This is a genomic window from Brevundimonas sp. DS20 (assembly GCF_001310255.1).
Classification (GTDB): domain Bacteria; phylum Pseudomonadota; class Alphaproteobacteria; order Caulobacterales; family Caulobacteraceae; genus Brevundimonas; species Brevundimonas aurantiaca.
On record NZ_CP012897.1, the window covers coordinates 2,268,289 to 2,290,735 of the forward strand.

General features: G+C 67.4%; 26 protein-coding genes. 19 read left to right on the top strand and 7 right to left on the bottom strand.

All coding sequences use genetic code 11. The features are described from left to right. Positions 1-2: 2 nt before the first annotated feature. Positions 3-1,385 carry a glycosyltransferase gene (locus JL11_RS11105; protein ID WP_054765713.1) on the bottom strand — a complete coding sequence of 461 codons (1,383 nt, stop codon included), beginning with the start codon at positions 1,383-1,385 and terminating at the stop codon, positions 3-5. Between the two features lie 127 nt (positions 1,386-1,512). Between JL11_RS11105 and JL11_RS11110 the strand changes: the two genes are divergently transcribed. From JL11_RS11110 to JL11_RS11125, 4 genes are read left to right on the top strand one after another with little or no spacing between them, the layout of a single operon-like run. Further along, the gene (locus JL11_RS11110; RefSeq protein WP_054765714.1) at positions 1,513-2,142 is read left to right on the top strand and encodes a TetR/AcrR family transcriptional regulator; all 630 of its coding nucleotides are present in this window, start codon (positions 1,513-1,515) and stop codon (positions 2,140-2,142) included. Further along, entirely contained in the window at positions 2,142-2,945 is an 804-nt protein-coding gene (locus JL11_RS11115; protein WP_054766935.1) for an ABC transporter substrate-binding protein, read from the top strand. The genes JL11_RS11110 and JL11_RS11115 overlap by 1 nt, the downstream gene beginning before the upstream one ends. Beyond that, on the top strand, positions 2,942-3,931 hold the full coding sequence (locus JL11_RS11120) for a FecCD family ABC transporter permease (RefSeq protein ID WP_054765715.1): 990 nt from the start codon (positions 2,942-2,944) through the stop codon (positions 3,929-3,931). Before JL11_RS11115 ends, JL11_RS11120 begins: the two co-directional genes overlap by 4 nt. Next, positions 3,931-4,686: an ABC transporter ATP-binding protein gene (locus JL11_RS11125; protein WP_370513383.1), complete on the top strand. Its 756-nt coding sequence runs from the start codon at positions 3,931-3,933 to the stop codon at positions 4,684-4,686. Before JL11_RS11120 ends, JL11_RS11125 begins: the two co-directional genes overlap by 1 nt. On the opposite strand, the gene JL11_RS17975 is transcribed toward JL11_RS11125, so the two are convergent. Next, a complete protein-coding gene (locus tag JL11_RS17975) occupies positions 4,680-5,492 on the bottom strand; it encodes a lytic transglycosylase domain-containing protein (protein ID WP_224761553.1) in 813 nt (270 codons plus the stop codon). The genes JL11_RS11125 and JL11_RS17975 overlap by 7 nt on opposite strands. Beyond that, the gene (locus JL11_RS17980) at positions 5,431-6,732 is read right to left on the bottom strand and encodes a hypothetical protein (protein WP_231681279.1); all 1,302 of its coding nucleotides are present in this window, start codon (positions 6,730-6,732) and stop codon (positions 5,431-5,433) included. Before JL11_RS17980 ends, JL11_RS17975 begins: the two co-directional genes overlap by 62 nt. A gap of 125 nt (positions 6,733-6,857) precedes the next feature. On the opposite strand from JL11_RS17980, the gene dapA reads away from it, so the two are divergent. Together dapA and smpB are read left to right on the top strand one after the other, a co-directional pair. After that, entirely contained in the window at positions 6,858-7,742 is an 885-nt protein-coding gene (gene dapA, locus JL11_RS11135; RefSeq protein ID WP_054765717.1) for a 4-hydroxy-tetrahydrodipicolinate synthase, read from the top strand. Then, positions 7,742-8,215, top strand: a complete 474-nt coding sequence (smpB, locus tag JL11_RS11140) for an SsrA-binding protein SmpB (protein ID WP_054765718.1) — start codon at positions 7,742-7,744, stop codon at positions 8,213-8,215. The genes dapA and smpB overlap by 1 nt, the downstream gene beginning before the upstream one ends. A gap of 16 nt (positions 8,216-8,231) precedes the next feature. Here smpB and JL11_RS11145 read toward each other — a convergent pair whose 3' ends face one another. The 3 genes from JL11_RS11145 to JL11_RS11155 form a co-directional block, all read right to left on the bottom strand. Then, on the bottom strand, positions 8,232-8,423 hold the full coding sequence (locus JL11_RS11145; RefSeq protein WP_054765719.1) for a hypothetical protein: 192 nt from the start codon (positions 8,421-8,423) through the stop codon (positions 8,232-8,234). Between the two features lie 98 nt (positions 8,424-8,521). After that, positions 8,522-9,160 (bottom strand): uracil-DNA glycosylase, encoded by a 639-nt coding sequence (locus JL11_RS11150; protein ID WP_054765720.1) that lies wholly within the window; start codon positions 9,158-9,160, stop codon positions 8,522-8,524. After that, positions 9,157-9,699 carry a LabA-like NYN domain-containing protein gene (locus JL11_RS11155; RefSeq protein WP_054765721.1) on the bottom strand — a complete coding sequence of 181 codons (543 nt, stop codon included), beginning with the start codon at positions 9,697-9,699 and terminating at the stop codon, positions 9,157-9,159. Before JL11_RS11155 ends, JL11_RS11150 begins: the two co-directional genes overlap by 4 nt. A 25-nt stretch (positions 9,700-9,724) precedes the next feature. Here JL11_RS11155 and folK point away from each other — a divergent pair, with 25 nt between their 5' ends. From folK to JL11_RS11205, 10 genes are all read left to right on the top strand, one after another. Then, positions 9,725-10,273 (top strand): 2-amino-4-hydroxy-6-hydroxymethyldihydropteridine diphosphokinase, encoded by a 549-nt coding sequence (folK, locus tag JL11_RS11160; RefSeq protein WP_231681280.1) that lies wholly within the window; start codon positions 9,725-9,727, stop codon positions 10,271-10,273. 84 nt (positions 10,274-10,357) lie between these two features. Then, a complete protein-coding gene (gene rpoZ / locus JL11_RS11165) occupies positions 10,358-10,717 on the top strand; it encodes a DNA-directed RNA polymerase subunit omega (protein ID WP_054765722.1) in 360 nt (119 codons plus the stop codon). Between the two features lie 98 nt (positions 10,718-10,815). Beyond that, positions 10,816-12,996, top strand: a complete 2,181-nt coding sequence (locus JL11_RS11170) for a RelA/SpoT family protein (protein WP_054765723.1) — start codon at positions 10,816-10,818, stop codon at positions 12,994-12,996. 39 nt (positions 12,997-13,035) lie between these two features. Beyond that, complete coding sequence (gene pyrE, locus JL11_RS11175; protein ID WP_054765724.1) at positions 13,036-13,620, top strand: orotate phosphoribosyltransferase; 585 nt, start codon at positions 13,036-13,038, stop codon at positions 13,618-13,620. Positions 13,621-13,660: 40 nt separating this feature from the next. Then, a complete protein-coding gene (locus JL11_RS11180) occupies positions 13,661-14,401 on the top strand; it encodes a pyridoxine 5'-phosphate synthase (RefSeq protein ID WP_054765725.1) in 741 nt (246 codons plus the stop codon). Then, positions 14,398-14,799: a holo-ACP synthase gene (acpS, locus tag JL11_RS11185; RefSeq protein WP_054765726.1), complete on the top strand. Its 402-nt coding sequence runs from the start codon at positions 14,398-14,400 to the stop codon at positions 14,797-14,799. Before JL11_RS11180 ends, acpS begins: the two co-directional genes overlap by 4 nt. 340 nt (positions 14,800-15,139) lie before the next feature. Next, positions 15,140-15,853, top strand: coding sequence for a signal peptidase I (lepB, locus tag JL11_RS11190; RefSeq protein ID WP_224764416.1), 714 nt, complete (start codon positions 15,140-15,142; stop codon positions 15,851-15,853). Then, positions 15,853-16,563 carry a ribonuclease III gene (gene rnc, locus JL11_RS11195; RefSeq protein ID WP_054765727.1) on the top strand — a complete coding sequence of 237 codons (711 nt, stop codon included), beginning with the start codon at positions 15,853-15,855 and terminating at the stop codon, positions 16,561-16,563. Before lepB ends, rnc begins: the two co-directional genes overlap by 1 nt. Continuing rightward, positions 16,560-17,507, top strand: a complete 948-nt coding sequence (gene era / locus JL11_RS11200; RefSeq protein ID WP_054765728.1) for a GTPase Era — start codon at positions 16,560-16,562, stop codon at positions 17,505-17,507. Before rnc ends, era begins: the two co-directional genes overlap by 4 nt. 15 nt (positions 17,508-17,522) lie before the next feature. After that, positions 17,523-18,758, top strand: coding sequence for a serine hydrolase domain-containing protein (locus JL11_RS11205; protein ID WP_231681282.1), 1,236 nt, complete (start codon positions 17,523-17,525; stop codon positions 18,756-18,758). A gap of 113 nt (positions 18,759-18,871) precedes the next feature. Here JL11_RS11205 and JL11_RS11210 read toward each other — a convergent pair whose 3' ends face one another. Next, entirely contained in the window at positions 18,872-20,383 is a 1,512-nt protein-coding gene (locus JL11_RS11210; RefSeq protein WP_054765730.1) for an acetyl-CoA hydrolase/transferase family protein, read from the bottom strand. 185 nt (positions 20,384-20,568) lie between these two features. On the opposite strand from JL11_RS11210, the gene JL11_RS11215 reads away from it, so the two are divergent. Genes JL11_RS11215 through recO form a run of 3 tightly spaced genes read left to right on the top strand, consistent with a single transcriptional unit; the run spans position 20,569 to position 22,440 of the window. Then, complete coding sequence (locus JL11_RS11215) at positions 20,569-21,174, top strand: flavodoxin family protein (protein WP_054765731.1); 606 nt, start codon at positions 20,569-20,571, stop codon at positions 21,172-21,174. Between the two features lie 22 nt (positions 21,175-21,196). Next, positions 21,197-21,709 (top strand): nuclear transport factor 2 family protein, encoded by a 513-nt coding sequence (locus JL11_RS11220; protein ID WP_082382691.1) that lies wholly within the window; start codon positions 21,197-21,199, stop codon positions 21,707-21,709. Next, positions 21,709-22,440, top strand: a complete 732-nt coding sequence (recO, locus tag JL11_RS11225; protein ID WP_054765732.1) for a DNA repair protein RecO — start codon at positions 21,709-21,711, stop codon at positions 22,438-22,440. Before JL11_RS11220 ends, recO begins: the two co-directional genes overlap by 1 nt. The last annotated feature ends 7 nt before the right edge of the window (positions 22,441-22,447 follow it).

The following is a 22,447-nucleotide window of genomic DNA, read 5'->3' on the forward strand; positions in this document are numbered from 1 at the left end:
GGTCAGGCGGCCTTACGTCCAGCATCGACATGGGTGGAGGCGCCGCATTCGGCGTCATGGTCCGGCTCATGGATCGTCTTGTCCCAGACATAGGGCGATACGATCAGTCGCCACAGAGCCTGTACAAACGCGACGCTGAGCAGGGACCAATAGGCCGGCGCCAGCAGCATGTCGCTGAGACGATAGTCCAGACCGGCGCGGCGCGCCCCGACGGCGCAACTCATCCATGCGGCGACGACGCCCAGCGCCAGGACGGCGAGCGATCCGACCGGCAAGGATGGCGCCGCGCCCGCGTGAAGACCCAGGAGAAGGGCCGAGCCGATCCAGGCCAAGGCGGGAGCGTGGCAGGCGGCGGATATGACGGCGGCCCCCAAGGTCATGACAAGCGACAGCAGTCCGCGCTCGTCCAGGGCGGCGGGCGAGCGCGTATGGACGCCCCAGGTCTGCATATAGCCCTTCAACCATCGCGTTCTCTGGGGCAGCCAGCGCTCGAAAGGGCCGGGCGGCGTTTCCCAGGTCGGTCGGTGGATGACCCCCAGACGCCACCCCGCCGACCAGAGCCGAAAGCCCAGGTCGGCGTCTTCCGTCACATTATAGGCGTCCCAACCGCCCAGATCCCGGAGGATGGCCGTCCGAAGATGATTGCTGGTGCCGCCGAGGGGGAAGGGCAGGTTCAGCTTCGCCATGCCCTGAAGATTCACCTCGAAAAGGGCGGCGTACTCCAGGGCGAACTGTCGATCGAGAAACCCCTTCAGGCCGGCGCCTCTGCGAACGCGCAACGGCGCCTGAACGCAGGCCAGATCAGGGCTCTGGGCGAAGTGCGCCGCCGCTTCACGCAACTGCCCCGGGTCCGGCGCATCTTCGGCGTCATAGACGGTGACCAGTTCGCCCTTGATGAAGGGAAGGGCGTGGTTGAGGGCGCGCGGCTTGGTCTGGGGCGCGCCGGGCGGCACGATCAGGATCTGCAGCCAGTCAGGCCTGGCTGCGGCCGTCGCGGCCGCAATGGTTGACTGATCGTGCGCTTCCAGGATGAGGAACCCCTGCAACTGTCGGCGGGGGTAGTCCAGCCGAGACAGGTTCTGCACCAACTGCTCCACCACCGCCGCCTCGTCATACAAGGCCGCCAGGACCGTATAGCGCGGCCAGCGGCCCGGCTTGGGCGGCGGGGGCGGCGGAGAAAGACTGGCCGCCGCCAGGACGGCCCGCCAAACGGCCGTGGCGACGAAACAAGCCTGAAGCCCCAAGATCAGGGCCTCCAGCGTCGCCCGTGGCCAGAGGACGAGGGCGAGCGCCGCAGATGTCGCCAACCCGCCGACAACCGCCGCCTGCCAGGCCGTCGGCGTTCGACGCCCTGCGCCGCTGAGCGCATTCGTCTTGATCGTCATGGTTCCAAGCCCCCGCCCGAGCCAGATACAACTTGAAATATATTTGCGCTGCAACTGGATTTTTTGCGCCGATTGGCGCCGATGATCGATTGTCGCTATTCAGATCGCTCCTGACCTGGAGTCGCCTTTGCCCCTCGCGTCGCAATCGTCTCGTTCCCACCGCAAGCCCAAGGGGGAAGGCCATTCACGGCGCGGCGAAATCCTGGCCGCCGCCGAGCGGATTTTCGTCGAGCACGGCTATGAAGGAGCGACCATTCGCAAGATCGCGGATGAGGTCGGCCTGTCCTCGACCGCCCTCTATATGCATTTCCCCGATAAGGGCGCGATCCTGCAGGAGATCTGCCGCAACGCCTTCAGCGTCCTGACGGCGGCTGCGGCCTCCCTGTCGGCGGGTTCCGCGCCGCCGGAGGTCCGCCTGAGGGCCATGATCGAGGCCTACGCCCAGTTCGGTTTCGATCAGCCCAACGCCTATCGCCTGATCTATCTGACCCGTCCCATCGAGGCCCGAGAGGGCGCTCAGACCTTGTCCCAGGAACTGGGCGCCGTCGTCTTTTCCGCCTTTGTAGCCTTGGTTGAGGAGACCGTGGCCGCAGGGCGTATGGAGGGCGACGCCAGGGCGATCGCTCAGTCGATTTGGGCGGCTGCGCACGGCGTCGTATCGCTGATGATCACCAAACCCTATTTTCCGTGGGTGGAGCGGGACCAGTTGGTCAAGACGACCCTGGACGCCGTGTTCAACGGCCTGCTTAAACCGTGATCCCACGCGTCCGGTCGCTCGTTCTCTGTCTGGTCCTTGTGGGGCTGACGCCGGTCCCCGCCCAGGCTCGGCCCTTGCGGGTCATGGCCCTGGATCAGTGCGCCGATCAATATGTCCTGGCCCTGGCGCCCGACGCCGAACTGGCCCTGTCGCCACGCGCCGACGATCCTGACGCCTGGCTGAGGCGCGAGGCGGCCGGACACAGGCGGCTGCGCCCGACCCTGGAGGCGGCGGTCGGGTTCAAACCGGATGTGGTCGTACGCTACTGGGGCGGCGAACCCCGGCTGCTGGCGGCCCTGGAGCAGCGCGGGACCAAGGTGGTCACGATCGCGGACGCGACGGACTTCGACGGGGTGCGCGCCAATATTCGCGCCGCAGCGCAGGGTCTCGGACAGGCCGAGCGGGGGGCTCGACTGGAGCGGATCATGCAGGCCAAGCTGGATCGCGCGGCGCCGCCCGCCGGAAGCCCCACGCCCGGCGCCCTCTATCTGACCTCGGGCGGCTATACGTCCGGTCCCGGCACGCTGATGGATGCGATGATGCGGGCCGCCGGCTTTCGCAATCTGACGACCGCGCCGGGCTTCGGCGCCGTCAGTGTCGAGCAGATCGCGCTTCAGCCGCCCATCCGGTTCGTGCTGGGCTTTTTCGACCAGTTGCGGGCCGACTGGCGAGGCGCGGGCCGCCATCCGGTGGTGCGTCGCGCCGCCAAGGGGCGGACGGCGGCGAAGCTGCCGGCGGCCGTCCTGACCTGTCCCGCCTGGTTCGCCGCCGACGGGGTGGAGATGATGAAGGCGCGGCCATGAGTGGGACGGTTCGTCTGTGCGTGACGCTGGGCCTGCTCTGTACGGCGGCCGTGGCGACCGCCGTACTGTTCGGAGAGACGGGGTTCGACCGCGCCCAGTATGCGGCGGCCTTCGGCGATCCGTCTTCAGGTCCCTGGGCCGTCTTGTGGCAGGTGCGGGCGCCCCGCGCCGTCTGCGCCCTGGTCGTGGGGGCGGCTCTGGGGCTGGCGGGGGCGGTGATGCAGGGGCTGCTCCGCAATCCCCTGGCCGATCCTGGCGTTCTGGGGGTTTCGGCGACGGCGGCCCTGGGCGCGGCCCTGGCGATCGTCCTGGGCGGCGCGGGCGTTGCGGGCCTGGTGGAGATGTCGGCCCTGGCCGGCGCTGCTGTGGCCGGCGGGGTGCTGGTCGCGGCAGCCGGACTGATGCGGGCGCCGGAGGCCCTGATCCTTTTTGGGGTGGCCTTGTCGAGTTTCGCGGGGGCGGCGACGGCCCTGATCTTCAACCTGTCGCCGTCCCCCATCGCCCAGGCCGAGGTCATGGCCTGGCTCTTGGGATCGGTGCAGAACCGGAGTTGGGTCGATGTCGCCTGGGTGGCGCCGGCCCTGGCGATGGCCGCCGTTTTCGCCGGCCTGTCGGCGCGGGGACTGCGGATGCTCACCCTTGGCGATGAAACGGCCGCAACCTCGGGCCTCTCCATGGGGCGGTTGAGAGGCTTCGCCCTGATCGCGGCGGCGCTGGCGACGGGGGCGGCGGTGGCGGTCGCGGGCGTGATCGGTTTCGTCGGTCTGGCGGCGCCCCATCTGGTGCGGGCGGCGGTACGCGGGGACGCGGGGCGAATCCTGGCGCCCTCGGCCCTGGCCGGCGGACTGATCCTGGTGGTCGCGGATTTAGCGGCGCGGCTGACGCCGACGGATCAGGAGCTGAAACTGGGGGTGTTCACGGCCTTGATCGGGGCGCCCCTGTTCGCCCTGATCGCCTGGCGGGCGGCGCGGGAGTGGCGGCTGTGATCGCGCCGCTGACGATGTGGGACGCCCAGGCGGCCCTGGGCGGGCGCAAGGTGCTGGACGGTGCGAACGTCCAGGTCGAGCGCGGCCGATTGGTCGCCCTGGTCGGTCCCAATGGGGCGGGCAAGTCCAGCCTGATCAAGGCGTTCGTCGGACTGCTGGCGCTGGACGGCGGCGTCGCCCGCCTGAACGGCGACGACGTCACGACACTGTCCCCTCGAGAACGGGCCCGGCGCATCGCCTATCTGCCGCAGGAGCGGCGGATCGCCTGGAACCTGCCGGCGGTGGAGGTGGCGGCCCTGGGCGCGCCCTTCCTGGCCGGTCCCGAAGCCTTGGCGCGGGCCAAGCGGGCTCTGGCTGAAGTGGGCGGCGCCCATCTGGTCGATCGCGGCGTAGCCGAAATGTCCGGCGGCGAGCGGGCGCGGGTGCTGCTGGCGCGCGCTCTGACGACCGACGCCCCCATGCTGCTGGCGGATGAACCGATCGCGGGGCTCGATCCGGACGCGCAGCGGCTGGTGCTGGAGCGGCTGCGCGCCCGCGCGGACGGCGGCGCCGCCGTGTTGGTCAGCCTGCACGACCTGACCCTGGCGGCGGCCTTCGCCGACCAGGTGATGGTCATGCATCAGGGACAGGTCGTCGCCGCCGCCCCGCCGATGGAGGCGCTGGAGCCGGGCGTGCTCAAAAGCGTCTTCGGCTTGGACGGGCGCTGGGTCGAAACGCCGGACGGGCCGCTGCTGGCGGCCCGTCGGGCTCAGTAGGCGACGTAGGGACGCGGACCCGCAGCGGCGCCGCGCGCAATGTCGGCCGAGGGCGTCAGGGGCGCCGAGCCGCCGTTCAGCCGGGCCTTGTAGACCGCCATATTCTCCATCACCCGCATCATATAGTTGCGCGTCTCGGTGAAGGGGGCGCATTCGATGAAGTCGATGGCGGCGTTGGCGTCGCCGCGCGGGTCGCCGCAGCGGGCGATCCACTGGTTCGGCCGCGCTGGGCCGGCGTTGTAGCCGACCGTGGCCAGCAGCATGGAGCCGTTGTTGGCCGCCATCAGCTCGCCCAGGTGATAGCTGCCCAGGGTCATGTTGTAGTCCGGGTCCCACAGCTGTTCGGCCGAGAAGCTCATGCCCAGGCGACGGGCCACGCCGGAGCCGGTAGAGGGCAGGAACTGCATCATTCCGCGCGCATCGGCCCCGGAGCGGGCCCGGGGGTCGAAACTGGATTCCTGACGTGTGATGGCCTGGGTGAACTCCAGAGGCGCCGCGCCGGCGACCTGTGGCGGTATGCGGACCGGATACATCCGCTCTGGCAGGACAAAGCCCCTCTGGCTGGCCGCACGGCCGACCATCATGGCCGCGAAACCGTCGCCGTAGCTGCGGCTCAAATCCATCAGCAGGGCCAGATCCTCGATCGTGGGGAGGTCGTTGTCGAGTTGATAGGCGAAGACCCGCAGCAGGCTGGTCTCTCCGGTCTCGCCGAGAATCCGAGTGGCGCGAACCCGTTCGTCGGCTTCAAATCGGGCGATGTCCGCAGGGGTAGGCGCCGGATCGCCGGGCAGGGTCAGGGTGGTCATCCCGGCCTTTTCGGCGGCGAGCTGGCCATAGAAGGTCTGCCAGTGCTGGGCGCCGTTGCGATAATAGGCGAGGGTGGCGTCGCGCTCGCCCCGGGCCTCGGCGGCCCGGCCCAGCCAGTAAATAGGCGCGGCCCTGGGTGATCGGAGTTGAGGAGGCGGTGCGCAGGGCCTCGAAATGACGGGCGGCGACTTCGGGCTGGTTCAGCTTGGTCAGGGCGACCCATCCGGCGAAGAACTCGGCGTCCACCATCCGGTCTCCGGAGGTGAAGCCATGGCCGTTCATGGCGTCATAGGCCGCGCGCCAGTTTCCCTGCTGCAGGGCGTCCAGATAATAGTTGCGGCGCTCGGTCCACAGGGTGTTGTCGCCCGCCGTGTGACCCGGCGCCGGCGGCAGATAGGCCAGAAGCGGGAAGGCTTCGGACTGACGGTTCTGAGACCGCAGGATACGAACCCGTTCCAGGACCACGACGGGATCGACGGCCTGTGTCGGGGTCAGGGAAGCGACGACGGCGTCGGGGCTGTAGGCGGTGCGCAGGCTCATGACGGCGTTGGCGACGGCCGCCCGTTCCGGCGAGACGAGGCCCATCATCGCGCGGGTGGCCGGGCCGTGAGGGCCCATCAGCAGCAGATTGAGGCGGGTCTCATGATCCGCCGGGGTCAACCATCCGCCCCAGGCGGCCAGAATGCGCGATTGCGGCGCCTCGTCGAAGGATCGCGTGCGCCACCATTCGCGGATCAGGGCGCGGGCCTCGTCGCGTCGCCCCCTCTGTTCCAGGGCGGTCGCATAGGCGATGGCGCCATCGACCGTGCGGGGCGGTTCCTGCGCGAACAGGGCCAGGGCGGCGTCCGGGCCGACGCCGGACCGGGCCAGCACCTTTTCTGTCGCTTCGCGGCGTGATTCGGCCCTCGGCCAGCCGGCCAGCTCCGTCTGGGCGCGGGCGAGGTCGGCGTAGGACAGCTGTTCGCCCGAGGTGTCGATCAGGGCCCACTGGACCAGTTTGCGCGCTGCGGGATCGCCGATCTGTGAGAGGGCCGACTGGGCGCCCAGCACGTCGCGCGCCCGCGCGGCGGCCAGTCCTTGACGAAACAGCGCCGTGTCCTGATCGTTCAGGACGCGGGTTTGGCCATAGGCGACGCCGGTTTGAGTGACGGAACCATAGGGGACGGCCTGCGCCGGCGCCGCGTCTTGAGGGCTCGGCGCAATCAAGGCGAGCACCGCCGCCAGACTCGTCGCAATCATGATCTTTCCTGTTCTCATTCATCCCGGTTGCGGCGAAGCCGCTGGCGACCTAACGTCTCGCGCTCTCAAGACAGAGGTCCTGGACGTCCGTCCATCGCCCCTCCCCAATTAGGCTAGCTAGTCCCATGACCGCCCCCTTGTTCAAGGGCGTGATCACCGCCCTGATCACACCACTTCATGACGGAAACGTGGACGAAGCCGCATTCGCCACGCTGATCGAGCGTCAGATCGCCGCAGGCGTCAGCGGTCTGGTGCCCGTCGGCACGACAGGCGAGGGCGCCAGTATGGATCTGGACGAGCACAAGCATGTGATCGAACTGTGCGTGCGGCTGGTCGCCGGCCGCGTTCGCGTCATCGCCGGAACCGGTTCGCCCTACACCAAGGAAGCCATCGACCTGACCCGCCACGCCAAGACGGTCGGGGCGGACGGCGCCTTGGTCGTGACGCCCTATTACATCCGCCCGTCCCAAGCCGGGATGGCGGCGCATTTCGAGGCCATAGCGGACGCCGTCCAACTGCCCATCCTGCTTTACAACGTGCCCGCGCGAACCGGCGCGGACCTGGCGAATGAGACGGTGGCGCGATTGGCGGCTCATCCGAACATCGTCGGCATCAAGGACGCCACCGGCGACATGAGCCGGGTCAGCTGGATGCGGGCCGAGATCCAAGAGCCGTTCGACCTGATCTCCGGCGATGACTCCAGCTATTTGGGCTATCACGCCCATGGCGGGGTCGGACTGATTTCGGTGGCGTCGAATGTGGCGCCCGAAGCCATGGTCGCTTTGCACAATGCGGCGGCGGCCGGCGACTATGCCGCAGCGCGGGATTGGCAGGACCGTCTGATCGGCCTGTGTAAGGCGCTGTTCCTCGATAATTCTCCCGCCCCGACCAAATACGCCCTGGCCCGGCTGGGCCTGTGCCGGGAAGAGGCGCGCTTGCCGCTGTCGCCGACCGCCGACGCGGTCAAGCCGGCCATCGACAAGGCCATGGTCGAGGCGGGCGTGATCTGATGGCGCCCAAGCCGCAGCCCAAGTCCAAGGTCATCGCCGAGAACCGCCGCGCGCGCTTCGACTATTTCCTGGAGGACAATATAGAGGCGGGGATTCAGCTGCTGGGCACCGAGATCAAGGCTCTGCGCGACGGTCGGGCCAATATCGCCGAAAGCTATGCGGCGGTTGAGGGGCGAGAGATCGTCCTGATCAACGCCGACATTCCGCCCTACAAACAGGCCAACCGCTTCAATCACGAGCCCCGCCGGCCGCGCAAATTGTTGCTGCATCGCAAGCAGATCGACAAGCTGATGGGGGCGGTGCAACGCGACGGTCAGACCATCATCCCGCTGAGGCTCTATCTGAACGAAGCGGGCAAGGCGAAGTTGGAGATCGCCCTGGCCAAGGGCAAGAAGCTGCACGACAAGCGCGAGGCCTCGGCCGAACGGGACTGGCAGCGCGACAAGGCGCGGCTGATGCGGGACAAGGGCTGAGCCCCGTCGCCGTCGCCTAGCTGAGAGGGCGGGCGTCCATCACGCCGGGCAGGTCGGAGACTCCTCGGCTCATCTGGCCGCCGGCGGAGGGGGCGACCAGACCCCCTGTCAACAGCGTCAGCACCGTGAAGGCGACCACGACCACGGCTGCGATCAAGGCCAGCCTGCGCTCGGCTGGGGTGAAGAGTCGATCGGTCGTGCGTTGCATGGTTCAGCCTCCCTCCCCTCGAGAACGCAGCGGCGGGGCCTCAGTTCCGCCTCAATTGGATCCTGCCGGATTGGTGCGACACCTCCGCGACAGCACGGTCAGGCTTCTATGATCGACCGGGCGCGATTGAACACCGCTTCGAACATGTCCGGGGTCAGGCGACCCGTGTTCGTGTTCAATCGGGAGCAGTGATAGGAGTTCAGGATCACATAGCCTCCGGCCTCGCCCTCGGCCCCATGCCCCGCCGGCATGGCCGAGGCGGGGCGGCCGAACGCCTTGAGGATGTTGCGGCGAGAGACGTCGCCCAGGGTGATGATGACCTTAAGATTGGGCAGAAGCGCAAGTCGGTCGATCAGGAAAGGACGACAGGTCGTCTCTTCGACCGGCAGGGGCTTGTTGCCGGGCGGGGCGCAGCGGACGGCGTTGGTGATCATGCAATCGACCAAGGTCAGATCATCGTCGCCGTTCGGCTCATAGGTTCCGGTCGCGAAGCCGGTCTTCTTCAGCGTGTCGTACAGCAGCCATCCGGCGTGGTCGCCCGTGAATGGACGGCCGGTGCGGTTGGCTCCCGTGCGGCCCGGCGCCAGGCCGGCGACCAGAAGCCGCGCCTGAGGGTCGCCGAAGGAGGGGGCGGGGCCGTTCCACCAATCCGGATTCTGGCGGGCGTTTTCCTGGCGATAGGCCACCAGTCGCGGGCAGAGCGGACAGTCGCGGGGCGGCTCGGGCGTTAGGCTCATTGCGCCGTCGCCGACTTGGGTCGGCCGAAGTCGGCCATCAGATCGTTCAGGTCCAGGAAGGCGTCCGCCTGACGGCGCAGTTCGTCGGCGATGTGGGGCGGCTGAGTCTTCTGGGTGGAGATGACCGCCACCCGCACGCCCTTGGCCTGGACGGCCTGGACCAGCCGTCGGAAGTCGCCGTCGCCCGAAAACAGCACGACATGATCCAGCGCCGGCGCCAGCTCCAGCATGTCCACCGCGATCTCCATGTCCATATTGCCCTTGATCCGGCTATGGCCGGCCGTGTCCGTGAACCGCTTCACCGGCTTGGTGACGACGGAAAAGCCGTTGTAGTCCAGCCAGTCCACCAGGGGTTTTACCGGTGAGAACTCTTCGCCCTCCACCACCGCGGTGTAATAGTAGGCGCGGATCAGGATGGATTTCTCGCGAAACCAGTCCAGCATCCGCCGGAAGTCCATATCGTGTTGCAAGGCGCGGGCGGCGGAATACAGGTTGGACCCGTCGATGAAGATCGCCAGGCGGTCGGTGGGATGAAACATGGTCGAGGCCGTCGAAAGAGATGAAATGAGGGACGAAAGGCGAGGGGCGCCGGTCGATATGAGAATCGACGCCGCACTCGACCTGAACGCCGCAGTCATCGTGGCGCTGGGCTGTAATGACAAGGGGGCCTGGTCGTCTTGCCGCGAGGCCCTGGAGGCGGCTCTGGCGCGGTTTCGCACGGAAGGGATCGACATCATCGCCCGGTCGTCCTGGTGGTCGTCGCTGGCATGGCCCGATCCGCAGGATCCGCCGTTCCTGAACGGCGTCGTGATCGTGAGCACCGCCCATGATCCCCATGATCTGATGGCGGCCCTGGGCCGGATCGAAGACGCCTTCGGGCGGCGTCGGTCGGCGCGCAACGCGCCGCGCACCTTGGATCTGGACCTGATCGCCTACGGGCGACTGATCGGCGACCTGAACGGCCTGATCCTGCCGCATCCCAGGGCGGCCGAGCGCAGATTCGTCATGGGGCCGATTGCGGAGATTGCGCCGGACTGGGTGCATCCCGCCGGCGGCGACGCCGCAGCCCTTGCCGGGGCCGCAGGGGTCGGCAAGGACGCTCATCCCATCTGACGCCGTAGTTTCGCCGCTCTGGCGTTGCAAAACAGCGACCATATCTGTATTTGACGCGGTTCTCCCCCGCGTTCGAGGAATTTCATGGCCCGCGTCACCGTCGAAGACTGCATCGAGAAGGTTCCGAACCGCTTTGGTCTGGTGCTGATGGCGGGTCACCGCGCCCGCAGCATCGCCAACGGCGCCGCCCTGACGATCGACCGCGACAATGACAAGAACCCCGTGGTCGCCCTGCGCGAGATCGCCGATGACACGGTGGCGCCCGATGAACTGCGCGAGACCATCATCACGACGCTGCAACGCGTCGATGAGCGCACGGAGGCCGAGGACGAGGCGGAAACCGTCGCCCTGCTGGCCGAGCCGCAGCACATGAACATGGCCGAGGCCGAGCTGATCCGCGCCCTGCAAAGCGACCGGGACGGCGGTCAGGAGGAGCGCTACTGACGCCCGAGGGAGCCCCAGGCGTCACTATCCTGCCGGCGCGGACCGAGACGGTTCCGCCGGCGCCCCAAGCTGCAGACAAAATCGAGCCGGCGAAAGACATGGCGCCGCTCAAGCGCGCGCCGATCCTGCGTCAGTTCGAACTGATCGAGGCCGTCAAGGCTTATGATCCGACCGCTGACGAGGCGCTTCTCAATCGCGCCTATGTTTATGCGATGAAGATGCACGGCTCGCAGCTGCGGGCTTCAGGCGATCCCTATTTCGCCCATCCGATCCAGGTCGCGGGCATATTGACCGACTATCGGCTGGACACGGCGACGATCGTCACGGCCCTGCTGCATGACGTCGTCGAGGACACCTCGGCCACACGCGAAGACATCGCCCAGATGTTCGGGGAAGAGGTGGCCGTCCTGGTCGAGGGCGTGACCAAGCTGAGCCGGCTTGAGCTTCAGGCCGAGCATACGCGCCAGGCCGAAAACCTCCGCAAATTCATTCTTGCGATCAGCCGGGACGTGCGGGTCCTGTTGGTCAAGCTGGCGGACCGCCTGCACAACATGCGGACCCTTCAGTACGTCAAGCCGGAGAAGCGTGAGCGCATCAGCCGCGAGACGCTTGAGGTCTATGCACCCCTGGGGCGGTCGATCGGCATTCACTCCATTGCTTCCGAGTTGGAAGAACTGGCCTTCACCCATCTGAATCCGACGGCCAAGACGGCCATCGAACGTCGGCTTGAGGCGTTGAAGCTGGAGCATGGTCACGCCATCGAGGGCGTGTCGGACGAGGTGGAGCGGGTGCTGTCGGAAGCCGGGGTGCCGGCGCGGGTTTTCGGTCGGCAGAAGACGCCTTATTCCATCTGGCGCAAGCTGCAACGCAAGTCCGTCGGGTTTTCGTCCCTCTCCGACATCTATGGATTCCGCGTCATTCTGGAGGCGGAGGACGACTGTTACCGCGCGCTTGGCGTGATCCACCGGGCCTGGCCGATGGTGCCGGAACGGTTCAAGGACTTCATCTCCACGCCCAAGTCGAACAACTACCGCTCGCTGCACACCACGGTCGTGGGGCCGCGCGGCTTGCGAATCGAAATGCAGCTCCGCACCGAGGCTATGGACCGCGTCGCTGAGGACGGGGTGGCGGCCCACTGGCGCTACAAGAACCATTCCTACGGTTTCGATCATGAAGCCATGGCGACGGGAGGCGGCCGCGATCCCTTGCAGAACCTGCGCCACCTGGTTCAGGTGATCGAACATGGCGAGGGCGGAGAGGACTGGGTCGAGCACGCCAAGCTCGAAATGTACCTGGATCAGGTCTTCGTTTTTACGCCCAAGGGCCGGCTGGTGACCCTGCCGCGGGGCGGCATGCCGCTGGACTTCGCCTATGCGGTTCATACAGAGGTCGGCGACACGGCCGTTGGGGTAAAGGTCAACGGCGAGCTCAAGCCGATGCGGACGCCCTTGCAGAACGGCGACGTGGTCGAGATCATTCGCGGGGCCAAGCGGGAGGTGCCGGCGGACTGGCGTAGTCTGACGGTGACCGGGCGGGCCCGTTCCGCCATTCGTCGTCATATCCGAACCTCCGAGCGTGAAGAGTTCATCAAGCTGGGCCGTGTGGCGCTGGAGCAGACGCTGGCCCGGGTGGAGAAGTCTCTGGCTGACGTCTCGCTGAAGCCGGTTCTGGAAACCCTGGCGGTCGCCTCGGACGACGATGTGTTCGAAAATCTGGGCCGCGGTCGGTTCTCGCCCACGACCGTGGCCGAGACCCTGTTCCCGTCCTTGAAGGGGCGGTTGAAGGCCGGGCCGGAAAAACAGAGGATCGAGGGCGATACGGCGCGGCTGTTCGTTCGCGGGGGCGGACTGACGCCCGGCGTCAGCGTCCATTTTGGCCGTTGCTGCACGCCTGTGCCCGGCGATCGCATCGTGGGCATTCTCGAGCCGGAAACCGGGCTCACCGTCCATACTATCGACTGTCAGGCCCTGGCGGCCTTCGCCGATGACGATTCGGTCTGGCACGATCTGCAATGGACGCCCCAGGCCGAGACGGACGCCGTCGCCGCGGTGCGGTTGAACGCCACCATCCGCAATGCGCCGGGCGTGCTGGGGCAGGTGACCACCCTGATCGGCGAGGCGGGCGGCAACATCATCAATCTGTCGATGGCCTATCGTCAGCAGGACTTCTTTGACGTGACGATTGATGTGGAGGTGGAGGACGCCAAACACGCCACCACCATCATGGCGGCTCTGCGGGCCAATCCTTCGGTCGACAACGTCGATCGCGGGCGCGGCTGAGTCTTTCGCCGGACAGGGCGAGGCGCTAAGACGCCCCGCATGAACACCCAAGACGTCCTCAACGAGTTTCGCGACGCCGGCGCCCTGCGCGAAGGCCATTTCGTCCTGTCCTCCGGTCTGCACAGCCCGGTCTTTCTGCAGAAGAACCTGGTCTTCATGCAGACGGACCGCTGCGAGCGGCTGTGCAAGGCTTTGGCGGACAAGATCGTCGCGACGGTCGGGCCGGTGGATGTGGCCATTTCGCCGGCCGTGGGCGGGATCATTCCCGGCTATGAGACGGCGCGTCACCTGGGCGTCCCGTCGATGTATGTCGAGCGCGAAGGCGGCCAGTTCAAACTGAGGCGCGGGTTTTCCGTCGAGCCGGGCCAGAAGGTTGTGATGGTGGAGGATATCGTCACCACCGGATTGTCGTCTCGTGAATGCATCGCCGCCATCCAGGCGGCGGGAGGCGAGGTGGTCGCTGCAGCCTGTATCGTCGATCGGTCAGGCGGAAAGGCCGATGTGGGCGTGCCCCTCATCGCCCTGGCGTCGCTGGAGGTGCCGGCCTATCCAGCCGACGCCCTGCCGCCGGAACTTGCGGCCGTGCCGGTCGAAGACCCCGGCAGCCGCAGACTTGCGAAATAATGTCCGGCGAAGCGACGTCGGGGCCGGCGAGGAGCTGAAGATGCGCGAACGGGTGAGGCTGGGCGTCAATATTGATCATGTCGCGACGGTTCGGAACGCCCGCGGCGGCGCCCATCCGGATCCGGCCAGAGCGGCGGAGACGGCCCTGGCGGCGGGAGCGGACGGAATCACCGCCCACCTGCGCGAGGACCGGCGCCACATTACGGATGCCGACATCGGCGTGCTGAGCGCGCTCTGCGCTCGCGCAGGCAAGCCGCTCAACTTTGAGATGGCCGTAACCGACGAGATGCTGAGCATCGCCCTGCGCCACCGCCCCCACGCCGCCTGCCTTGTGCCCGAGCGGCGCGAGGAGGTGACGACGGAAGGCGGCTTGGCGGTGGCGGGACAGGAGGCGCGGATCAAGCCTGTCGCCCAGGCCCTGACGGAAGCTGGGATACGGGTCTCGCTGTTCATCGAACCGTCCGAGGCTCAGGTCGAGGCCGCCGCGGCGGTCGGCGCCCAGGTGGTGGAGTTTCACACCGGCCGCTATTGCCACCTGACCGATCCCGGCGAGCGGGAGGTCGAGTTCGAGCGGCTGGCCGCCGCCGCCGCCCAGGCCGACATCCTGGGGCTGGAGGTCCATGCCGGTCACGGGCTCGACTATGAGACCGCCCCAAGGATGTTGGCCATTCCCGAGATTCGGGAGCTGAACATCGGCCATTTCCTGATCGGCGAATCCATATTTGTGGGCCTGGATACAGCGATCCGGCGCATGCGGGCGGCGATGGATTCGGTGAAGTGATCATCGGCGTCGGCGCGGACCTGTCGGACATCCGGCGTATCCAGGCCTCGCTCGACCGGTTCGGCGAGCGGTTCAAACAGCGGTGTTTCACCGACATCGAACGGGCGCGGTCGGATAGGAAGCCGGACCCGGCCTGGAGCTACGCCAAGCGGTTCGCGGCCAAGGAGGCCTGCGCCAAGGCCCTGGGCACCGGCATGAGGGCGGACGTCTATTGGCGCGACATGGGGGTGGTGAACCTGAGGTCCGGGCAGCCGACCCTGGCCCTGACCGGCCACGCGGCCGATCACCTGGCGCGGCTGACGCCGGCCGGACATGAGGCGAAGATCCACCTGACCCTCAGCGACGAACACCCCTATGCGCTCGCCTTCGTGGTGATCGAAGCCTTGCCGCTGTCGTAATCGCGATATACCCGTCACTGGACGACCGCGCGGACGCGGCAAGGGGATGCTTGATCGCATGAGCGAAGATCAAAAGCCGCAGGGCGACGACGTGAACACGAGCGATGCTGCGGGTGCGGCCTCGGCGGGCGACGTCTATGTCTGGACTGAGGGCGACAAGGCGGAGAAGCCTGCGGAGGCGCCTGTCGAGCCGATGACCTCGACGACGCCGGTCGCCGCAAAGCGGCCGGTTTGGAGCGACGACGGCGACGCCCCCTTCGAGGACGCGCCGGCGCCTGCGGCTCAAAAGGCGGACAAGTCTTCCAAGGCCAAACAGGGCGGCGGGGCCGGGGACGAGACGATGGAAATCGTCAAGACGGTCGTCTTCGCCCTGCTGATCGCCATGGTGCTGCGGATCTTCCTGTTCCAGCCCTTCACCATTCCATCGGCCTCGATGGAGCCGAACCTGTATGAGGGCGACTATATCGTCGTGTCGAAATGGTCCTACGGCTATTCGAGACATTCGATCCCGTTCAGCCCGCCGCTGTTCGACGGCAGGATCTTGGGGTCGGCGCCCAAGCGGGGCGACATCGTCGTGTTCAAACTGCCGCGCGACGACAAGACCGACTTCATCAAGCGCGTGATCGGCTTGCCGGGCGATCGGATCCAGATGATCGCCAACAAGCTGTATATCAACGATAAACCTGTTCAGGACGTCGTGGTCAGCCAGCAGGAGATCAACGACATCTTCGGCCCGCGCCCCGTCACCGAGGTTCGCGAGACCCTGCCCAACGGCAAGAGCTTCATGACCCAGGACTTCGGCCCGGGCAACGATCTGGACGACACCCCCGTCTATGAGGTGCCGGCCGGTCACTATTTCATGATGGGCGACAACCGCGACAACTCGATCGACAGCCGCGTCGAACAGTCCAGCGGCGTGGGCATGGTCCCGGCCGAGAACCTGGTCGGCAAGGCGCAGATCATCCTGTTCTCGTGGAAGCCGGGCGCCTCGCTGTTCAAGCCCTGGACCTGGGGCAATGTGCGGCTCGATCGGTTCTTCGACGTTCTGCACTGATGGCGAATACGCGGGCCGAGGCGGTCGCGGCGCTTGAGGCGCAGCTCGGCCATCATTTCCGGGACAAGGCCCTGCTGGATCGCGCCCTGACCCACGCCAGCGTGGGCGAGGGCGCGCCGGTCGGCGTCCATGGGCCCAAGCACAACGAGCGGCTGGAGTTCCTGGGCGACCGGGTTCTGGGCCTGCTGGTGGCGGACAAGCTGTCGCGGGATTATCCGACCGCGGACGAAGGGCAGCTGTCGTCCAGCCTGCACGCCCTGGTCGACAAGACCGCCTGCGCCCGTGTGGGCGAAGCCCTGGGCGTCGGCCCGGCGATGCGGCTCTCGCCGGGCGAGACCAAGACGGGCGGCCGCCGCAAGGCCGGGGTCATCGCCGATGCGGTCGAGGCCATTCTGGCGGCCGTCTATCTGGACGGCGGTCTCGAGGCGGCCCGGACGGTGTTCGACAAGGCTTGGGCGTCGGAATTTGCAGCGCCCCCGTCGCGAACCGTGACCAATCCCAAGTCGGCCTTGCAGGAATGGGCCCAGGGGCTGGGTCGCCCCCTGCCGACCTATCGCATCGCAGATCGGACGGGTTCGGATCATGCACCGACTTTCACCGTCGAGGTGTCCGTTGAAGGCGTGGAGCCCTTGACCGCGCAGGGGCGTTCGCGTCAGGAGGCGGAGAAGGCGGCCGCAACGGCCCTTTTGAAACGTGAAGGCGTCATTTGACCGATATTGAAAACCAGCGGGCGGGCTTCGCCGCCATCATCGGCGCCCCGAACGCGGGCAAGTCCACGCTGGTCAACCGGCTGACCGGGTCCAAGGTCTCCATCGTCACCCAGAAGGTGCAGACCACGCGGTTCCCGGTGCGCGGCATCGCCATGGAAGGCGACGCCCAGATCGTGCTGGTGGACACCCCCGGCATCTTCACCCCGCGCCGACGTCTGGATCGGGCCATGGTCGCCTCGGCCTGGGGCGGCGCCGAGGATGCGGACGTGGTGGTGCATCTGATCGACGCCCAGTCCCACATCAACGCCGAAGGTCGCGAAGGCACGGCGGCGGATCGGCGCTCGGCCGAGGACACCGAGACCATCATCGCCAATCTCAAGGCGACCGGAACCAAGGTCATCCTGGCCCTGAACAAGATCGACGGCATGCGGCGCGACACCCTGCTGGGCCTGTCGCAGAAGCTCTTCGAGAGCGGCGTCTATGAGGAAGTCTATATGATCTCCGCCGCCAACGGCGACGGGGTCGAGGACCTGAAGCAAAGGCTGGCGCGGTCAATGCCCAAGGGGCCGTGGCTCTATCCCGAGGACCAGGCGGCGGACGTGCCGGTGCGGGTTCTGGCGGCCGAGATCACGCGCGAGAAGGTCTATCTGCGGGTCCATGAGGAACTGCCCTATTCGGCGGCGGTGGAGACGACCAGTTTCGAGGAGCGGGCCGACGGCTCGGCCCGCATCGAACAGACCATCTATGTCGAGCGCGAGAGCCAGCGCCCCATCGTTTTGGGCAAGGGCGGCCAGACCCTGAAATGGATCGGCCAGAAGGCGCGTGAGGAGCTGAACGAGATTCTGGGCCGCCAGGTCCACCTGTTCCTGACGGTGAAGGTCGATCCGAAGTGGCAGGATTCGCGGGCGCTCTACGCCCAGTTCGGTCTGGATTTCGACGTCTGAGCGCCCGTGTTTGAAGTGCCGCGTACCCCGGGGGGGCATCCCCGGCTCGTTCTGGGCGTCCTGGGGGCGCTGATCCTCGGCGGCGCCGTCTGGGCCGGATTCTCCACAGCGGTAAGGCCCGTCAGCGACGCAGCGCGCGCCGCCGCTGCGCCCGATACGCCGCCGCGCCCGCCGCTGGTCGTGGTCGAGGACCTGCCTCAGCTGGCCGCGCGGCTGGATCGCGAGGCCGCCGCCGGTCGGTTCATGGGCGGGGTCCTGGTAGCCAGGGGCGACCGGGTTCTGTTCCGTCAGGTCTACGGCAAGGCGAACTATGGGCAGGACCAGGCGCTGAAACTGGACTCGCGGTTCCGGCTGGCCTCGATCTCCAAACAGTTCACGGCGGCGGCTATTCTGCATCTGCAGGGCGAGGGACGGCTGAGCGTCTCGGACCCCGTCTGCAAATGGATCCAGCCCTGTCCCAAGGCGTGGGAGCCGGTGCGGATCAGCCACCTGCTGTCGCACACCTCGGGCATACCGGACCTGATGGCGCGGCCGGGCTGGGGCATGAGGCGCACGACTCCGGCGACCCTGGACGAGCTGACCGAGGATTCGAAGCGGTTCGGCCTGCAGTTCACGCCAGGGACCAAGGTCCGGTACGACAATGCAGGCTTCAACCTGGCGGCGGCGATTGTCGAGAAGGCCAGCGGACGGCCGTATGAAGCCTATATGCACGACACCTTCTTCGGCCCCCTGGGCATGAAGGACAGCGGGCTGGACCTGGACGGCGGCGACCATGGGCTGATTATGGGGTACGCCAACTTCCCCGGCGGGCTGGCGGCCCAGCCGAACGCCAACACCTCCATCGTCGCGGGGGCGGGGGCGGTCTATTCGACGCTGGACGATCTGCTGGTCTGGCAGAGGGCGTTGCACCGCGGCGGTCTGCTGAAGCCGTCCAGCTATCAGCAGATGCTCGCCGACCACGCCCCTGCCGATACGCCGATGGAGCGGGGCCATCCACGCCGCGACTGGGGCTACGGGATTTTCGCGAACCGGCTGGGCGATCAGGTTCGGCCAAGCTTCCAGGATCGCCAAATCTACCACACCGGCAGCTGGGGCGGATTCCGCAACCTGATGCTGTACCAACCCGACGCCGATGTGACGGTGATCGTGCTGTCGAACAACTATCACCTTCGGGATCAGGTCTTCCTGATCAGCCAGCAGGCGATGGCCGAAGCCCTGGGCCGTGACTTCCCCACGACCCTGCACCGCTAGCCTCATCTGAGGCCGTCCTAAAAGCGTCCGCTCCCGTCAAACGGACCGGCGCGGGGCGCAAAGGCTTGCGCCGCCGTATTCAGGAGCGGACGGAAGTGATCCGACCCGCTTCCTCAGGCCGGAAGCATGGACCCAGTGTCGATATAGCGCTGATGCCAGGACAGGGCCTCGTTCAGCAGATGCGGCGACTGGAGACCGTAGGAGCCCTTCAGCGCGCGCTCGAAATAGTCGGTCAGTCCGTCGCGGTATCTGGGGTGGGCGCACTGGGCGATGATCAGCCGGGCGCGCTGTTTCGGCGACAGGCCGCGCAGGTCCGCCAGGCCCTGTTCGGTGACGATGACCTGGACGTCCTGGGTGATGTGGTCGACGTGGCTCGCCATGGGGACGATGGCCGAGATGGCGCCGCCCTTGGCCGTCGAGGGGGTCACAAAACACGAGATGAAGGCGTTGCGCGAAAAGTCGCCCGAACCGCCGATGCCGTTCTGGATGCGCGAGCCCATGACCTGGGTCGAGTTGACGTTGCCGTAGATGTCGGCCTCGATCAGGCCGTTCATGGCGATACAGCCCAGGCGGCGGATCAGCTCGGGGTGGTTGGAGATTTCCTGGGGGCGCAGGATGATCTTGCCGCGGAACTGCTCCATCCGGCTGTTGAGATCGGCCGCCGCCTCAGGGCTGAGGGAGAAGGCGGTGGCGGAGGCGACGGTCAGCTTTCCGGCGTCCAGCAGGTCCAGCATGCCGTCCTGGATGACCTCCGTATAGGCGGCCATCCGCTCGAACGGACTGTCCATCAGGCCCGCCAGGACGGCGTTGGCGACATTTCCGACGCCCGACTGGAGCGGCAACAGGCCGGCGGGCAGGCGGCCCACCCTCACCTCATGTTTGAGGAATTCGATCAGATGGCCGGCGATGGCGCGGGCGTTGGCGTCCGGGGCGGCGAAGGGCAGATTGCGGTCCGGCGCCTCGGTCTCGACGATGGCGACGATCTTGTCCGGGTCGCAGCGCAGGGTCGGCTGGCCGATCAGCTGGTCGGGGCGGGTCAGGGGGATGGGCACCCGATTGGGCGGCAGGGCGGTGCCGTAATAGATGTCGTGCATCCCCTCCAGGGCGGGGTTCTGCCAGGCGTTGACCTCGAGGATCACGCGCTCGGCCCGGTCCAGCCAGGTCTTGTTGTTGCCGATCGACGAGGAGGGGACCAGGGAGCCGTCCTCCTTGATGGCCGAAACCTCGATCACGGCCGTGTCGAGGCTGCCCAGCACGCCTTGCCAGACCATGGGGGCCAGGTGGCTGAGGTGCATGTCCAGATAGTCCATCTGGCCGGAGTTGATCTTCTCGCGGGCGATGGGGTCGGAGTTGTAGGGCAGACGCCGTTCGATGCCGTCGGCCTTGGCCAGGGCGCCGTCCAGCTCGGGTCCGGTAGAGGCGCCGGTCCACAGGTTCAGCCGGAAGGGGGAGCCCGCGTCATGCGCCGCCTCGATCCGCCGGGCCAGGGCCGGGGGGACAAGCTTGGGATAGCCGGAGCCGGTGAAGCCGCTCATGCCCACCGTGGAGCCTGGAGGGATCAGGGCGGCGGCGTCTTCGGCCGACATAAGCTTGGAACGCAGGGACGAACAACGGATGCGCGACATGAACTCTTCAGGGTTACGGCCGGGGAGGGCCTTCAGCGTCTCGGTTAGGCGGCGCCTTGAAGGCGATCCATTCGACCTTGGTCTAGATCGGCCCAGGCGTCCCTGATCTTCGTCAAACCCGCCACGCCTCGATGGAACGCCTCAAGGCCCCGCCGGTTTGCCAGAAAACGACGGAAAGGATCCCCATGAGAGCGCTCGTTCTGAACTGCACCCTGAAACCTTCGCCCCAGACGTCCAGCACCGAGGCCCTCGCCCGGGTGGTGATCGCGGAGCTGGAAAAGGGCGGCGCCGAGGTCGAGCTGGTCCGGCTGGTGGATCTGAACCTCAAGCCGGGCGTGAGGACGGACGAGGGCGAAGGCGACGACTGGCCCTCGGTTCACGCCAAGATTATGGCGGCCGACATCGTCGTCTTCGCCACCCCGACCTGGGTCGGCCAGATGTCGAGCGTCTGTATGAGGGCCCTGGAGCGGATGGATGCCCTGTTCGGGGAAACGGACGACAGCGGCCGGCCCGTCGCCTTCGGCAAGGTGGGCGGCATCGTCATCACCGGCAATGAGGACGGCGCGCACCATATCGTCGCCACCGTGTCCCAGGCCCTGATCGACATGGGCTTCACCATGCCGGCGCAGAGCTGGACCTACTGGCACCTGGGGCCGGGCGCCGGTCCCGACTATGTCGAGACGGATCAGGGCCATGACTATTCCGATCGGGTGGGCCGGAACGCCGCGCGCAATCTGCTGGCCCTGGCCCGTGTTCTGAGGCCCGACACCTACCCCGTTCCCGAAAGCTGAGAACAGGACTAGAACGGGCGGCATGATCATCGCCCTGTTCGCCGTCCTCGCCCTTCAAGCCGCGCCGCCCCCGCCGACGGCGCCGTCGGCGGGGAGCGACAGTATCGGCGCGACCACGAAAGGGGATGCGGACGCAGCGGCCGCGCCCCTGGACCGGATGCACCAGGCTGCGGCGCAGGCGGACGGGGCGACCTACTTCGCCCAGTTCAGCGACACCGCCCGGTTCGTGGGGACCGACGCTTTGGAACATTGGGATATTGCCGCGTTCAAAGCCTACGCCGAGCCGGTGTTCGCCCGCGGCCAGGGCTGGACCTATCGGCCCTCTGACCGCACTCTGATCGTGTCGGGCGACGTGGCCTGGTTCGACGAGAAGCTGGACAACGACAGCTACGGCGCCCTGCGGGGATCCGGCCTGCTGCGGCGGACCAGTCCTGAAGGCGAGTGGAAGATCGAGCAATATGTGCTCAGCTTCACCGTGCCGAACGACCGTGCGCGGGCGGTGGTCGCGCTCATCAAGTCCGACGCCGCCGACTGATGGATTTCCACGAAGAGGCCTTCGTCCTGTCGGCGCGCAGCCATGGCGACACCGGCGCCGTGGTGGATCTGCTGACCGAGACCCATGGGCGGCGCGCGGCCTATGTGGCGGGCGGGGCGTCGCGGAAGATGCGGCCGTTTCTGCAAGCGGGAGCGCGGGTTGTGGCCGACTATCGGGCCCGAACCTCGGATCATCTGGGCGCAGCGCGGCTAGAGCCGGTGGGAGAGGGGCCGAGCGCCCTGTTCGACGACGCCCTGGCCCTGACCGGCCTGGCGGCGGCGGCGGGCGTGGCCCAGGGCGCCCTGCCGGAGCGCGAGCCGCATCCGGGCGTCTTCCTGGCCTTTGAGGCCCTGATGGCGGCCTTCGCCTGGCCCGAGGTCTGGCCGGCGGTCTTCGTCCGGTTCGAGGCGGGGCTGCTGGAGGACCTGGGCTTCGGGCTGGATCTGTCGAAATGTGCGGCGACCGGCGTCACGGACGACCTGATCTATGTCAGCCCCCGCACAGGCCGCGCCGTCAGCCGCGCGGCCGGCGCCCCCTATGCCGACAAGATGCTGGCCCTGCCGCCCTTCATGCTGGGCGCCCAGGCCGGCGTGGACGAGGGCGACGTCAAGGCGGGCTTCGATCTGACCGGGCATTTCCTGGAGCAGTTCGTCTTCCACCCGCAGAACCGGCCCCTGCCGCCGGCGCGGGTGTGGATGCTGGACAAGCTGGGCGAGGCGGGCCGGCTGTAGGATCTGG